The 12,514-nt window shown below is 55.9% G+C and carries 19 protein-coding genes; 4 read left to right on the top strand and 15 right to left on the bottom strand.

All coding sequences use genetic code 11. The annotated features are described in order from the left end of the window. Nucleotides 1-291 (top strand): hypothetical protein (locus AC5FRV_RS20695; RefSeq protein ID WP_493562978.1); only part of this gene is annotated, 291 nt, incomplete at its 5' end. A 9-nt stretch (nt 292-300) separates the two neighbouring features. On the opposite strand, the gene AC5FRV_RS20690 is transcribed toward AC5FRV_RS20695, so the two are convergent. The 12 genes from AC5FRV_RS20690 to AC5FRV_RS20635 all read right to left on the bottom strand — a co-directional run bounded on the left by AC5FRV_RS20690 (nt 301) and on the right by AC5FRV_RS20635 (nt 7,849). Next, nucleotides 301-1,392, bottom strand: coding sequence for a tyrosine-type recombinase/integrase (locus AC5FRV_RS20690; protein WP_493562977.1), 1,092 nt, complete (start codon nt 1,390-1,392; stop codon nt 301-303). 5 nt (nt 1,393-1,397) lie between these two features. Next, nucleotides 1,398-1,853 carry a hypothetical protein gene (locus tag AC5FRV_RS20685; protein WP_493562976.1) on the bottom strand — a complete coding sequence of 152 codons (456 nt, stop codon included), beginning with the start codon at nt 1,851-1,853 and terminating at the stop codon, nt 1,398-1,400. A gap of 50 nt (nt 1,854-1,903) precedes the next feature. Next, entirely contained in the window at nt 1,904-2,356 is a 453-nt protein-coding gene (locus AC5FRV_RS20680; RefSeq protein WP_493562975.1) for a hypothetical protein, read from the bottom strand. Then, nucleotides 2,346-2,597, bottom strand: a complete 252-nt coding sequence (locus tag AC5FRV_RS20675; RefSeq protein ID WP_493562974.1) for a winged helix-turn-helix domain-containing protein — start codon at nt 2,595-2,597, stop codon at nt 2,346-2,348. The genes AC5FRV_RS20680 and AC5FRV_RS20675 overlap by 11 nt, the downstream gene beginning before the upstream one ends. A 337-nt stretch (nt 2,598-2,934) precedes the next feature. Next, complete coding sequence (locus AC5FRV_RS20670; RefSeq protein WP_493562973.1) at nt 2,935-4,164, bottom strand: hypothetical protein; 1,230 nt, start codon at nt 4,162-4,164, stop codon at nt 2,935-2,937. Nucleotides 4,165-4,426: 262 nt separating this feature from the next. After that, complete coding sequence (locus tag AC5FRV_RS20665; RefSeq protein ID WP_493562972.1) at nt 4,427-4,681, bottom strand: hypothetical protein; 255 nt, start codon at nt 4,679-4,681, stop codon at nt 4,427-4,429. Nucleotides 4,682-4,778: 97 nt separating this feature from the next. Continuing rightward, nucleotides 4,779-5,201, bottom strand: coding sequence for a hypothetical protein (locus AC5FRV_RS20660; RefSeq protein WP_493562971.1), 423 nt, complete (start codon nt 5,199-5,201; stop codon nt 4,779-4,781). Next, a complete protein-coding gene (locus AC5FRV_RS20655) occupies nt 5,198-5,899 on the bottom strand; it encodes a hypothetical protein (protein ID WP_493562970.1) in 702 nt (233 codons plus the stop codon). The genes AC5FRV_RS20660 and AC5FRV_RS20655 overlap by 4 nt, the downstream gene beginning before the upstream one ends. Beyond that, complete coding sequence (locus AC5FRV_RS20650) at nt 5,896-6,717, bottom strand: hypothetical protein (protein WP_493562969.1); 822 nt, start codon at nt 6,715-6,717, stop codon at nt 5,896-5,898. Before AC5FRV_RS20650 ends, AC5FRV_RS20655 begins: the two co-directional genes overlap by 4 nt. Next, nucleotides 6,714-7,124 carry a hypothetical protein gene (locus tag AC5FRV_RS20645; protein WP_493562968.1) on the bottom strand — a complete coding sequence of 137 codons (411 nt, stop codon included), beginning with the start codon at nt 7,122-7,124 and terminating at the stop codon, nt 6,714-6,716. Before AC5FRV_RS20645 ends, AC5FRV_RS20650 begins: the two co-directional genes overlap by 4 nt. A gap of 65 nt (nt 7,125-7,189) precedes the next feature. Next, complete coding sequence (locus AC5FRV_RS20640) at nt 7,190-7,333, bottom strand: hypothetical protein (RefSeq protein WP_493562967.1); 144 nt, start codon at nt 7,331-7,333, stop codon at nt 7,190-7,192. 150 nt (nt 7,334-7,483) lie between these two features. Beyond that, on the bottom strand, nt 7,484-7,849 hold the full coding sequence (locus AC5FRV_RS20635) for a hypothetical protein (RefSeq protein ID WP_493562966.1): 366 nt from the start codon (nt 7,847-7,849) through the stop codon (nt 7,484-7,486). Nucleotides 7,850-7,957: 108 nt separating this feature from the next. Here AC5FRV_RS20635 and AC5FRV_RS20630 point away from each other — a divergent pair, with 108 nt between their 5' ends. After that, nucleotides 7,958-8,425: a hypothetical protein gene (locus AC5FRV_RS20630; protein WP_493562965.1), complete on the top strand. Its 468-nt coding sequence runs from the start codon at nt 7,958-7,960 to the stop codon at nt 8,423-8,425. A gap of 7 nt (nt 8,426-8,432) precedes the next feature. On the opposite strand, the gene AC5FRV_RS20625 is transcribed toward AC5FRV_RS20630, so the two are convergent. Next, nucleotides 8,433-8,561 (bottom strand): hypothetical protein, encoded by a 129-nt coding sequence (locus AC5FRV_RS20625; protein ID WP_493562964.1) that lies wholly within the window; start codon nt 8,559-8,561, stop codon nt 8,433-8,435. Between the two features lie 487 nt (nt 8,562-9,048). Here AC5FRV_RS20625 and AC5FRV_RS20620 point away from each other — a divergent pair, with 487 nt between their 5' ends. Both AC5FRV_RS20620 and AC5FRV_RS20615 read left to right on the top strand, forming a co-directional pair. Beyond that, nucleotides 9,049-9,363 carry a hypothetical protein gene (locus AC5FRV_RS20620; RefSeq protein ID WP_493562963.1) on the top strand — a complete coding sequence of 105 codons (315 nt, stop codon included), beginning with the start codon at nt 9,049-9,051 and terminating at the stop codon, nt 9,361-9,363. Nucleotides 9,364-9,365: 2 nt separating this feature from the next. Continuing rightward, entirely contained in the window at nt 9,366-9,641 is a 276-nt protein-coding gene (locus AC5FRV_RS20615; RefSeq protein ID WP_493562962.1) for a hypothetical protein, read from the top strand. 15 nt (nt 9,642-9,656) lie between these two features. Here AC5FRV_RS20615 and AC5FRV_RS20610 read toward each other — a convergent pair whose 3' ends face one another. Continuing rightward, on the bottom strand, nt 9,657-10,994 hold the full coding sequence (locus tag AC5FRV_RS20610; protein ID WP_493562961.1) for an SPL family radical SAM protein: 1,338 nt from the start codon (nt 10,992-10,994) through the stop codon (nt 9,657-9,659). A gap of 71 nt (nt 10,995-11,065) precedes the next feature. Continuing rightward, nucleotides 11,066-12,358 (bottom strand): SPL family radical SAM protein, encoded by a 1,293-nt coding sequence (locus tag AC5FRV_RS20605; protein ID WP_493562960.1) that lies wholly within the window; start codon nt 12,356-12,358, stop codon nt 11,066-11,068. Nucleotides 12,359-12,514 lie beyond the last annotated feature (156 nt).

Here is a 12,514-nt window from a genome sequence, read left to right as displayed (position 1 = left end):
ACGGTCAATTCGTCGGGATCTCCTTCTAGACAGTATGTATGGGCGAAGGAGGACATTGGGGAGGATTTTAATTCATACCTTCAGAATGTTTGTTCTGAAGATTTTCCAGAGGTAGAGGTAGTCCAGCCCGACTTTGATGCCGATTCTATGACAGAGGTACAAGAGGTCAAGATGGAAATCCAGTCAGTTGGTGTGATTGAACTTTTGAAGGTGGTCGATCGGATTCCTATGTTTCATAAGTATTATTTTGAGAACTATCCGGGCGATGGTCGCTTCCAGACTCCGTATTAAGATTGCTGACTATACACCGAATTTGTAGATCCTTTCTCGGTAGAGTGATTCAATGTCTTCGTAGTAGGAGTGAATGTAGTGGTCAATACCACCTGCAGGGTCGTTCACGCCACCCGCAGACGTGTCGCCACGCATATACTTGATAAGTTCCCGATTGGTGTCCTGTTCGACCCGCCAGAAGGTCGTAAATCGATGGCGACCGTAGTGTGAGGTAACCGCACGGTGCTGTTCCGTCTCTGCGTACTCTGGATGGAAGTACTCTTTCCAGGCGTTGTTGATCGCTTCGTCATCGACCTTGGTGTTATTTGTATGCGACAGGAACAGCCAGGGTTCGTCGTTGTCAGGACGGATCAACAGATAGTTGATCCACAGACGGCGCAGTTCGTCATCCACAGGGAGAACGCGCGGTCGCTTCGATTTGTTCCCCTGCCGGTCGTGAGGAATGTAGACCGCGTTTTTGAATCGGGAGACCTGCCCATCCGTTCCCAAATCGTCGTAATGACGTTCGATTTCCCTGTTCGCCAGGTTGACTTCACTGATCTTGATATTCGCCATTTCGCTGGCGCGAAGGCCCAGTTTCAGCTGGGTGACGATGAAGGCACGTTCTCGAATATTAGTGACATCATCAATGACTTCCCGAAGATCTTCAATCGACATTCGTGGCGGTTCCTTTACCCGCTTAGTCGACAGAGACATCTTTTTCTTCGCTATCATAAACGGGTTGTAGTCCATTGGGTGAGGAAACTCCGCGCCGTTCTGCCAGTACTTGTAAACCCTATTCAGTTCCCATATCTTCTTTTTCGCCGTTCGGCGGCTGTTCCCCTTTTCATCTAATTCCCGGCGGATGAACTGCTTGACGTGGTCCTCATTTGGACAGGCTGGATGGCGTCCTTGACCGGTCATGAATTCGCACCACTCCCGGATCGACTGGTCGTAGGAATCGATGGTTCCCTGGGACGGGTCCTTCGGCTTCAGGACATCGTCCATGAAAAGGCCGAAGACGTCGATGTCGACATCTTCGAAGGTGGCTGCGTGATCTGCTAATGGGTCAATATCCCTGTCAAACGCGTTCGCAAGTGCTTGTCTTTCGTTTTCGGACATGAGTGTCACCGTTTGTCGTTTTGCTCTAATTTGCGATTCCAAACGTCAAGGGCGAATCCCCCATTGGCGGCCGCCATCCGAACAGGATGGTATACATGCGGGTGGTCCGTATGGTATTGAAGCCAGGAATAGAAGGCATCGACAGGCTGGAAGTATTCGAAGTAGACTGTCTGTAGCTTTCGCTTGTGGCTCTGTCGTCCAACGTCTCCGTCCCGCAAGGCGACCAGGAAGGCTTCGACGTGCTGTGGGTCTGCCAAAGCATGATGACGCCCTACGTCGCCCATGAATGTCTTGAAGTATCGACCTGCCTTGTCGTACCGTTTCTGCGTCGTCTTCGCGTCGAACGTCTCCGTCTTCTTGGCTTCGAAAGTAGTCCAAACGTCCCGCTCATCGTAGGCAGCTGTGTGTTTGTGAAGTCGATAGCGGTCCGGAACGTCATTGATCGACGTATAGACGCCCATTCGGTCCTGGACGTCGGTTGACAGTCGCGGGCGATTCTTTGGTCCCGACACTATGAACCCTCCCCGTCATCGGTGACGTCATCCCGGCGGTAGTACTGGCCGTCTTCAATTTGGAAGACATCCCCCTCCATATCGTCTAAGTGAGTCGTTACCCGTCCGGGGACGGTGTCGATCACGTGCTGGATGATGTCGTCGTAGGTCGCCCCGGGATTGTCTTCCACGAACTCCTTGATCGTCTGGCGTTCACCGTGGTAGACAGCATCCTCTAGCTCCTGTATCCTGTCTCTGGAGCGGTTCAGTTCCGTCTTCAATTGATTCCGCTGGTCCCGTAGTTCCCGGCTGGTTTCATCCGGCTGGACCGCGCCGTCGAACTTCTTCATCCCAGCTTCAACCATCGCTTCGATGAACTCCGACATCGACATGTCCAGGTCGTCGGCTTCTGCCTTCCATCGTTCATACTGCTGGTCGGTCGGGTATGTCGCGGCGTGCTTACTACTCCCCATCGTTGACCCCCCACAGCATTGACCGGCCTACCTCCCGACCGGTGATTCGGCCGTCATCACGAAGGGCCGACAGACGGTAGGTGGCGGTCCTCCGGGAACATCCAACTTTTTCTGCGACCTCCTTCGTCGTCCCCTCTCCTCCTAGCCGTTGAAGTGCATCCACGAAGTCATCCGGGTCGTACTGTTCGGAGAACTTCCCGGAGTCGTCGCGGTCATCCTTCGAAGGTTTGTCCTTAGCCATTTCCCACATTCACAATGACTGACCAGTCACTTAGCCGTTTCCTTACTTCGCAATGGCGAAAGCTCCTTCTCACCGTCGGCCTCCGGCGGTCGAACTAACAGGTGCTGACAGGCCTCAAACCGGCCGAAATCGGGGCAGGACCGAAGTTCCGACGGGAACAGCCCGGTGGCCATGATGGCGTACCCTGCGTCCTGCAGGTCGGAAAGCGGCGTCTCCAGCGGTCGCCGAGAGAGAACGACGTGAACGACTGGGGCGTCCATGTACGGGGACGGTTGAAGGTCGCAGGTGTGGACGACGTTCGACCAGGACCGGAGCGACCGGGCCGACCGACTCTCCGTCATTCGTCCACCTGACCGCCGTCGGTGACGGGTGTCGCGGCCATCAGACCGTCCATCTGTTTTTTCAGCCACGCCTTGTCGAAGTCGTTGTCCCTCTCAGAATCTCCGCCTGGGCCGGTGTCTTGGTTGGCCGAACCCTGGGGATCGCGGGCCAAAGATGGGCCTCCGCGCCGGGATCTGGACGCTGACTCGGACTTGTCCGTCTGACTGGTCCGCTTCCTATCGTCGGATACGGCTTCTAGGATGTCCGGATCTGTGACGTCTGCCAGGTCGACCCGTAGCCGTTCCTTCCCGTGACGGGTGACGATGTTGAAACCCTCCGCGTCGCCTGCCTGCCGTATGACATCCCGGGCGTGACCTGGGGACGGGCGGTCGTTGAAGACGTCCCGACGAACCGTCGCGGCGTCGGTCTGTCCCCTCCCTTCGTTCCTTCGGGCATCCCGCGCCAGTTCGATGCGAACCCCGCGAACCTTCTCCGACCGGGACAGGGCATCGTAGGGCTTCCGGTCGATAGCGGGCGCGTCTGGGGACGGAGAACCAAGGTCGGCGGCGAAGGTCTCCGCTTCCTCCTTCGAAATAAACAGGTCGGCGTTCTGCGGATGTTCGACGTACTCTAGCCGGGACAGGACCTTCTCCGTGTAGTCCTGAATCGTCGGGTCGGAGTCGCCCGCGACAGTGGCGATGGCATCTTCCAGCTCCTCCTGGGTGAACTGTTCGCCTAGTTCGCGGCATATCACCACGGTCCGCTTTTCCCGGAGAGACAGGCCATCACCGGCTTCCGTCAGTAGGGCTTCGGCGTCATCGACGATCCGATTCATCTTGTCAAGAATCCGGCGCGACCGTCCGCCGTCGCGGTGCTGTCGAAGGGCGCGGGCCAGGGCGACTCCCAGCCGGTCGTCCGACGTCTCCTTCACGAACGCCGCGAAGTCCTCCTTCACCTCCCCGTCCACGCGGTAATGGACGCGGGTCGTGTCCTCCCCGCCCGGCGGGTCCGAAACAGGTTTTTTCTCCGTGAGGCTTCCGGGAGTCCGTCCAGCCGCCTGAACCAGCCGGTCCACCAAGTCTTCTACAGCTGCGTAGTCGTCGCCGTCGACCCACTCCAGCATCGCGCGTTCCAATTCACTGGAGACGTGCCCCTTGTTTTCCCCGTGTTCGTCTTGGACGAAGTCGATAAACGCGTCCAACTCATCGGACGGGACGCGCCAGTCGACCTTCTCCCGCCCATTCATGCGGACCACCGGTCACGGACAGCCTTACCCCAAACTGGGGTAAACCGGAGTCTATCACCACCACCACTTACCCCATACTGGGGGCAAACAAATACAAAGGACGGGACGCCGTCCCTCCCTGTTGTTGTGTCGGCCAGCCGCCCATCACGTCCCCGTCGGGTGATTCGGGCCGTTCCGGTGGTCCTCTGACGTCCCTCCCTACGCAGTCGCGGAACGTTCGCGCAAAAAAAGCGCGTCACCTTCCATTCCGACGTCGACGTCGTCACTCTCCATCACCTCCACCTGGGGAGACGCAAAGGTCGCCATCTTCGACCCGTACGTTCACGGCATCTGTAGCCACGGGGTCGATACCGATTTTGGCCAATTCGTCGGCATTCACCCACAGGGCGGCTCCGATGGGGTCGCCGGACGCGTCCGTGTTAATGCTAGCCGTCCGTGAGGACGTGGAATCACCTTCGTTTACTTCACGATCCGTCTCTGCCGTGGATTTATAGGTCCGTATGTCGTTTTTACTCATTGGATTGCTGCCTCAGGGTAAGTTGAATCCGAAACTGGCGGGGCGGTGATCCGACGCCGTCGGGTGGTTCCAGCACCCGCCGGCATCGTTCCGAAAACTACACGCTACCACCAGATTCGTCCTGATAGAAACCCAGTCTCTTGAGACGGTGGTACTGGATCTCAGAGATGCGGATTTGTTCTTCGGCCACGGGATTCACGATCTCCTTTCCGTTGACGTCGATCGTCAGGCCATCCTTGACCATGCCAGACAGGGCGATCCACTTCCGGTAATGGTCAACCGCAATGCGGGTCAAGAGGTCTTCCGGGGGGTTGGTCACTTCCCTCCGGAAGGCGACCCGCTGGCGGTCCACGTCCGCCTTGACGTCGTCGTCAAGGACATCGTACACATCCAAGGCGTCCGCCCGCAGGAACCGGATCAGGGCGCTTTGTGTTGTTTGAGACACCAGGGGGCCGCGGTCGCCGGACATGAAAGCGCTAGTTTCAGCCGGCGGCGCGGGCTGGTCGTGGTCGCCAGTCATGGGGACGGATCACCTCCTAGGACGCCGCCGGGGCCACTGTGGGTCGGGGCGCCGCCGTCCCGACGTTCAGCGACCTTCTTGGCCGCTTCACCCCAGTCTGCAATGGCGTCCGCCTGCTGGGTAGCCGGGTCGTTCAGGATTCCAAGTTCCTTCAGCGCCCGAATCGTGTCGCTGGCCATTCGGCTGTAGGGCAGGTTCGCAGGGTTCTCTTCCTTCTTGACGATAGGATCGCCGTCGTCATCGTAGCCTACGACGTTCTCCGTGATCACGCCCTCTGAGGCGATGTAGTCGTTCGCCTGCCGGCGCTTGTGTTCGTCGATGGCGCACTTCCGAAGGAGTTCCAGCCCGGCTAGATTCTCTTTGGTGAACGGAGCGTCGTCCAGCCAAGCGTCAACCATCCCGTCGACCCAGGCCCGTTCATCATCGTCCAGGCGCTGGTAGTATTTCGACCGGTCGGCACGCAGGCCATGGCGTTCCGCGTTCGCGTTCAGGTTGGGCGCACCCCCATCGTTGCCTACGCTGTTGGCGTTCCCGGGCGGCGCTCCATGTCCAGCAGGAGGCCCGTCGCCATCGTCCCGGTGGAGGTAACACTGGTCCCCTGGGTTCGATACGGTCCGCCCACACGGGTCGCCAGACGTCGTGTCTGTCGATCCACAGACGGGCGCGTCGTCATCGGACAGGTCCTCCCCGGACATCATTGCTCTATGCCGATGTAGCGCCAGGGCTGGCCTACGACCCGCGGCGGGTCGACCCCGGGAATGTCGCGAAGGACTGGACGTCCCACCGCTCTGAACCAGTTGTCAGGGCTAGCGAAGTGACCTTCCGCCCGGCCGGATTGGGTTGGCTTGAATTGGTCTTTCAGGTCGTCGCTATCGGCTTCGCCGTGTTCCTGAAGGTGCGAAAACGCTTTTTCGACCCCCAGGCGATTGCGGACCTTGCAGTAGTCCCCTTCAACGCCGGGATATTCGAAGGACTGGATGACAGCGACTACGGCGTCGTCGGTCGGGTCGACCGGGTCAGCAGGGACCGCGGGGCGCGCTTCCCCGTCCGGGTTGAACTTCCAGTCGCCGGTCCCGGGGACGACTCCAGGGAGAAGCCGTAAGAACTGGCCCCCAGCTTCAGACCACCAGGCCGTCCGGGTGTTGTACAGCCGGCCGATGTTGGTATCCTGCCACACGGCCAGGGCGATCGCGTTCGGCGTTGCTTGGCCAGCTTCCTTGAGGAAGTAGTAAGCCTTCCGCAGTGCGATCATCTCCCCGCCGCGGTCCGGCGCGTCGTGGGGGAGTTCGTCGGCCAGCCGTCGGATGTGGTCCATGATGTCGTCCGGGTCCGTCTTCTGGTCCGCGGCGGCGATATCGTCGTCGCCCGCAATTTCGAAGCCGCGATCCAGGAGCGCGTCGACGTCGACGTCGTCGTCTTCATCCACGGTCAGCAGTTCTCCCGGGGCTATGTCGATCTCCTTCGCCGCGTCGCGGAAGTGGCTGTCGCGGGACCAGACTAGCGTCGTTGACGTCATTTTTGGGACCCCTCCAGTTCTGCCAGGATCGCTTTCTGGACCTCTGCCACCGTTCCGTAGTTGCCAGCGAACACCCCGTACTCCGCTTTCAGGTACTCCGCGGGCGACTGGTCGCTTTGATTGGCCGCCACGCGGTCGGACCCGTCCATCGCTTTCATCGCGATTTCGTCTTTGGACTGATTCCCAGCGGAACCGTCCGATCCCGGACCCGTCCGATTGGCTGCGCTCACATGGACTGAAGTCTGCTGGCCTTCGCTCCCCTCAAGTTCAGCCATGACTGCATCTTTGACGTTCTCCGGGTCGTGGTAGTCGTTCGGGTCGACCCCGTACTCCGATTTCACGTACTCCGCGGGGGTCTGTCCGTTCTCCTTGGCCGCCACGCGGTCGGACCCGTCCATGGCCTTCATCGCCATGTAGTTTTCAGGTTCGCGTCGGTCGGAGTCACCCCGGTCCTTCCACCAGTCGCGCACCATCAGTTGGCCCCCGTCGTCGCAGTCGGCGTGTCTTCTCCGATGGCGTCCGGTTCGTACTGGTCCGCCATCTTGGTCAGCAGTTCGTTGAAGCTCTCTCCGGAACGCTTCAGCGCCTTCAGCTTGGTCCACGTAGTCTTTGACACGCGGACCGTCGTGTTTTCTGACATTGCGTATAGAATCTATACTGGACCCGACTATAAGCGGGCGTGACGCGCTGGTGATTCGCCTTAGAAGCCATCTAACCGGGATTAGGAGAGTATGCGATTGAATTCAGTTGTATGTGACGCGCTGGTCTATCCGTCAGCCGCGATCGCAACGACCCGGACGCGGAAGTGGTTCGTTCCCGATGCCCTGCTGGTCACGTCGACACGCATCCCCCATGGGACCGGGTCGTCTTCCCAGCTAAACCCGTTCGCCGTCTCCTTGGCCGACAGAATGTCGTGAGGGTCCCACGACGGATCTTTTCGAAGCGGACCGTTCGCTACCTCTTGGCGCAGTTCGTAGTCCGCTGGCGCCCCACCAGCGCCGTCGTTGACGTAGATATACAACATGTCCGCCCCGACTGTGTATAAGGTCGGTAACTCCCCTTCGACGTCTTCGATGCTTTCGCCTTGTGCCAGTGAGACTGTGACTTCGGCTTCGTCTACTTTGTCACCCATGCGACGGTCTGGCCCCTTCACGCTCAAATAGAAGCGTGACGCGCTGGCAGGAATCGCCAACAAAGATACGACCGAACATTCAACTACTTTGTTTCCGACATGAACAATATGGCGGGTAACGATTCCGGAGACGGGTCTGCTTTGGATTCAACAGCCGTCTCATCAGACGGTAGTGTAGATTCGAAGGTCTGGGGCCGACGTGCATACGTCGGGAAAGCCGGAAGGGAGATGCTGAACGACATTGGCCGCGACATCGCCCAGACCTGTCCCGACGACGTCGATCAGCCCGAAGAACCCCGTCTATCCGACGTCATCCGCTACGGGTACGACCCGCAAGTAAAAGCAGATCTCCTTCTTGATCTAGTTGACCAGGGATTGACCTTCGGAGAAGCCGTCTGCTGGTACCTCTATAGGGATGCGCAGTTGGAATTTACAGAGATTCACTACGCCACAACCCCGCACGATAAAGGAGGGGACCACGATGCACGCAGGGAACACGTCGAAGATATCGTCAGTAAACTTCAGTCTGCGGCTGAGAAGCTAGACGCCGAAATCAGCCTACCAGACGACGTCTAAACATAGCTTATTCACTGGTTTCGCTGTCGTTTCTATCCTCTTCCTCTGGAGCTGCATCTTCCTCTTTATCCTCTTCTTCGTCCCTTCTTTTCCGGTCGCTCATCCAATCGTGATCATCGGGATTGTTCAGGTTCATTGGTCCTGTCCTTGGTCGCCCTGACCACCGTTCGTGGTGACGCGCCACCAGACCGTATTTCGACCACCGATAGATTTACTGGCGACGTCACCTTGGTCCTCCAACCTGCGAAGGCGGTCTAACGTCCCCCGGCGCTTGATAGGGAGACTGTCGGCTATTTCTGCGGTCGATAAGACCGGATCGGCGCTTTCATCGAACACTGCTAGCAAGTCGTCGTCGGACACCCGCGGCTTTCGGCCGCCGTCAGTTTGTCCATCCCCGCCAGGAGGCATACATTGACTAAGCCGTTGATAGACTAAAAGGCATGCCTTCTACGACGTTCCGTCTACGGAGGTAACTGGCCAAATATGCCAGAAAGGAGCCCATACACTAGTTTTATTGTTGATGCCGTCTAAGGAACTAACATGAAGCCGGCCTCTCTGGGGCGGAGAGGTTCGAAGGAACGCCCGGGCGCTACAGACGCCCAGGCCGGCTTCACCAGGAAGCCATGTCGACAATCGAAGCTATCGCTGATGAATCCAGCGACACGACAGACGAACTTCCCACAGATGACTACGCACGAATAGACGTCGCGGACACAGGTGGTGGCCTGGTGGTCTTCGGCGTCGAACAGGAGTATGACCCTCGCCGACAGACGTTGGCGGACGTCGGACGGGTCCTGGTCGGTTTCGCTGACGTCACAGACTGGGAAGAAATCCAGACTGCTGTTCGAAACCGGGGATTGGAACACGGCGGTGTCTATCACCTTCCCGTGTTCGCTACGGAAGAGCTGCCAGTCCCAGGCGCTGACGAGGGGCAGTAACGATGTCCACCCGCTCACCAGACTATCTGTATTTGGTGTTCGCCGCTGCCGCCGCATCGGGGTACTACGATGAAGGGACTAATGCTGCCCTGGATGACCTTCGAGGGATGCTGAACCGTAGCCAGTTATTGCACGGCGAATCGCAGTATCTGAGCCATGAAGAACAGGTCCGGATAGAGACGATTGTGTCCAAAATAGTTCTTGACAAACAGCTCTCTGACGACATGGAACGAGAGTTGGCCCTGGCAGCAGAGAAGGTAACTGGCAAGGGACGTTAATACGCTATAGTATTATCACGAGTGTCGAATTTGCGATCTGATCTGTTCGATGTCGTCTGCTAGTACGGTTTGTGAGTCATCGTCCACTGATTCTTTTCTTCCAAAATGTTCTGGTGATACGGCCTGCTGCATATCCGAAAGTTTGAATCGAAGCTCTCCGCTAGTAGACTTTACTAACTCTTGATCTGGCCATGAATGTACTTTCAAGCCCCCTATTTCGTCAGCTAACTGTTGTACCAGATTGATCTGTTCAAGCGCATACTCCACCCATGTATCATGATCTTCTAATTTTTTGAGTTCATCAGCTAGCTCCGTTCTCCCTGACTCCTTAGCAGCCTGGACACACATCTGGAAATTCTTCCCTCTGGGGTTAATGGGCTCATGAAAGACAACTTCTGGGTGCAAAGCTTTGAGATAGGTCATTAAATCCCAGAGTTCTTGTTCACCCATTGTTGGGAAAGTAGGAGACATTGAAACGAATCGCGGTATCCCCGCTTCCCGAAGCTTATCTAATGCAGTCCATCGAGCAGATGGCGGCGGTGCACCTGGTTCCAATATTTTCACAAGTTCGTCATCAAGGGATGGAATCGACGAACCAACTGAAATACGATCTCCGGCCTGTTTAAACAAATCAATGTCTCTGACTACGGCCGGACTGCGTGTGAGTACTCTCACAGACCGATCATGGGATATCAACTCCTGAATACATCCACGTGTGATCTGGGCGGCTCGTCGATCCTGATAGCAATCTGTCCCACTAGAAAGCATAACTACTCCACGGCCTCGATCCGTAGATTTCCAGTCATCCATTGTTTCGAGTTCCATTCGAAGACGCTCAGGAAGGTCATCCCGATACAACAGATAACTCCCCCATTCCTCTTGAGCATCTTCAACATCAGCCTGGTCATTTAACATATCGCCCCGATTCCTAATCGCAGGTGTCGTCGGCACATAGCAGAATTTGCATCCATGACGACATCCAGTAGCGACATTGATCACGTAGTCACAGAGGCTTTTCTTGTGAAGGCGCGACTCACTTAGAACGGCCTGGGTTGGGTCCGTATTTATTACAAGACTGCTTTCTTTCTCGCTCTGAACACTCTGAGCACAGTCCCCGCAGAAAATGTTTCCACTTGGCGAAGCACCAAATCGGCCGTTGATTTCGTTACCGCACTTATGGCAGAGCAGTCCGGTCTGCCAAAGATCGATTCTCTGACCATATTTTCGCTCAGCCTCACGGAGATCGATGAGTGATGGTTCATTGCCGAACAATTCAACTACAGCATCATCTTCATCGACAAGGGCGTATTCCCTGTCGAACCAGCTGCCCTGTTGTTTCCACGTGAGGCGCATGATATTCTTCCAGTTGAATAGAAGCGACGCACTCCCAAATAACGTAGGTTAGCTCAGTGGAAGTGGATATCTCAAGAGGGTAAGGGGATTTCTGGAATTTGCTCCGGTGACGGGGTATCACGTTGGCGTTGTAACTTTTCCTTCTTTTCTGAATCGACAGCAGAGATAACCTGTTTATCCGGCCAAGTATGGATATCAACTCCGTACTCCTCTCCTAGTTCCTCCGCCCACTGCATTTGTTTTAGCGAGTATTGAACCCAATGTTCCCTGTCGAGGAGTTTTTCTAACTCCGCTGCAAGCTCTTCTTCCCCAGCGTTGCGTGCGGCGTCTATAGTCATCTGGAAATTTCCACCACGGGGGTTGATAGGCTCATGGAATACGACCTCTGGATCAAGTTCCGCAAATTTTTCCATCAAAGTATCAAAGTCGTCTCTATCCTGTGTAGGATACGTAGGCGACATTGAAACATAAACTGGAACGCCTGCCTCACTAAGCGTTTGTAATGCTTGCAATCGGGCTGAAGGCACAGGAGCGCCGGGTTCAATTGCACGAACTTGGCTTTCATCTAGACAAGGGATAGATGAACCGACCCGGACTAACATACCATCATCTGTTCGTTCCTTTGCAGCGGTGTAAAGGTCAATATCACGGCATACTGCGGGGCTCCTTGTTAGAATTCGAACAGGAATTCTATTTTTAACCAGTTCAGCTACGCAACCCCGTGTTATCTGGGCGGTTCGCCGATCTTGATAACAGTCCGTTCCACTGGATAGCATGACCACTCCCCGGCCACGATCTGTCCGATTCCACTTTCGCTTCCTTTCTAGTTTTTTAGCAAGACGTTCTGGTAGGTCATCTCGATAAAGTAGATAGTTTCCCCACTCCTGCTGGCCATCTTGGACTCCAGCTTGCTCATTTAACATTTCTTGTCGAGCGGTTACATTCGGAGTGCTGGGAACGTAACAGAACTTGCAACCATGGGTGCAGCCAGTAGCGACATTAATTACGTAGTCACAGAGGCTCTTGTGATAGAGACCAGATTTACTCAGGACTACTTTTGCTGGGTCAGTTGTTCGGACAATATCTTGGCTTGACTCAACTGGGTCAGATAACGCACAGTCCCAGCACAGGAGATCGCCAGTCGGGGTGGCGCTGAATCGATCCCTCAAAACAATTCCACAATTAGTACAAGCCAAGTCAGATTCAGTTATATTGAAGCGTTCCGTTGGAATTCCATATTCCCGTTCACTCTGTCTGAGTGCATCTAAGGAAGGCTGTTGCTCAAATATTTCAATGACTTCCCCATCCACTTTGAGTGAATATTGTTTCTCGCCATCAGGGAGCGGTTCAGTATGAAATTTCATGAATAGTTATCACCTTAGAAGAACTCATCCAGTCCCGATTGATTTTCGTCGTGGGAGTCCTCATTACCATCAAGAAGGTCATCATCGATATCTCTGTCCCTTGGCAGAAAGCTGTCGATCATTGCCTGGTCACCATGCATCATCTGTAACATGTCT

Source organism: Halomicrobium sp. HArcel3 (assembly GCF_058933135.1).
Note: the sequence above shows the minus strand (reverse complement) of the source record. Positions and strands in the feature narration are given on the sequence as shown.

Excerpts from the sequence above, each read along its gene's own strand:
- AC5FRV_RS20690 (WP_493562977.1), bottom strand. The coding sequence starts at position 1,392 with ATGTCCGAAAACGAAAGACAAGCACTTGCGAACGCGTTTGACAGGGAT.
- AC5FRV_RS20685 (WP_493562976.1), bottom strand. The coding sequence starts at position 1,853 with ATGGGCGTCTATACGTCGATCAATGACGTTCCGGACCGCTATCGACTT.
- AC5FRV_RS20680 (WP_493562975.1), bottom strand. The coding sequence starts at position 2,356 with ATGGGGAGTAGTAAGCACGCCGCGACATACCCGACCGACCAGCAGTAT.
- AC5FRV_RS20675 (WP_493562974.1), bottom strand. The coding sequence starts at position 2,597 with ATGGCTAAGGACAAACCTTCGAAGGATGACCGCGACGACTCCGGGAAG.
- AC5FRV_RS20670 (WP_493562973.1), bottom strand. The coding sequence starts at position 4,164 with ATGAATGGGCGGGAGAAGGTCGACTGGCGCGTCCCGTCCGATGAGTTG.
- AC5FRV_RS20665 (WP_493562972.1), bottom strand. The coding sequence starts at position 4,681 with ATGAGTAAAAACGACATACGGACCTATAAATCCACGGCAGAGACGGAT.
- AC5FRV_RS20660 (WP_493562971.1), bottom strand. The coding sequence starts at position 5,201 with ATGACTGGCGACCACGACCAGCCCGCGCCGCCGGCTGAAACTAGCGCT.
- AC5FRV_RS20655 (WP_493562970.1), bottom strand. The coding sequence starts at position 5,899 with ATGATGTCCGGGGAGGACCTGTCCGATGACGACGCGCCCGTCTGTGGA.
- AC5FRV_RS20650 (WP_493562969.1), bottom strand. The coding sequence starts at position 6,717 with ATGACGTCAACGACGCTAGTCTGGTCCCGCGACAGCCACTTCCGCGAC.
- AC5FRV_RS20645 (WP_493562968.1), bottom strand. The coding sequence starts at position 7,124 with ATGAAGGCCATGGACGGGTCCGACCGCGTGGCGGCCAAGGAGAACGGA.
- AC5FRV_RS20635 (WP_493562966.1), bottom strand. The coding sequence starts at position 7,849 with ATGGGTGACAAAGTAGACGAAGCCGAAGTCACAGTCTCACTGGCACAA.
- AC5FRV_RS20630 (WP_493562965.1), top strand. The coding sequence starts at position 7,958 with ATGGCGGGTAACGATTCCGGAGACGGGTCTGCTTTGGATTCAACAGCC.
- AC5FRV_RS20625 (WP_493562964.1), bottom strand. The coding sequence starts at position 8,561 with ATGAACCTGAACAATCCCGATGATCACGATTGGATGAGCGACCGGAAA.
- AC5FRV_RS20620 (WP_493562963.1), top strand. The coding sequence starts at position 9,049 with ATGTCGACAATCGAAGCTATCGCTGATGAATCCAGCGACACGACAGAC.
- AC5FRV_RS20615 (WP_493562962.1), top strand. The coding sequence starts at position 9,366 with ATGTCCACCCGCTCACCAGACTATCTGTATTTGGTGTTCGCCGCTGCC.
- AC5FRV_RS20610 (WP_493562961.1), bottom strand. The coding sequence starts at position 10,994 with ATGCGCCTCACGTGGAAACAACAGGGCAGCTGGTTCGACAGGGAATAC.
- AC5FRV_RS20605 (WP_493562960.1), bottom strand. The coding sequence starts at position 12,358 with ATGAAATTTCATACTGAACCGCTCCCTGATGGCGAGAAACAATATTCA.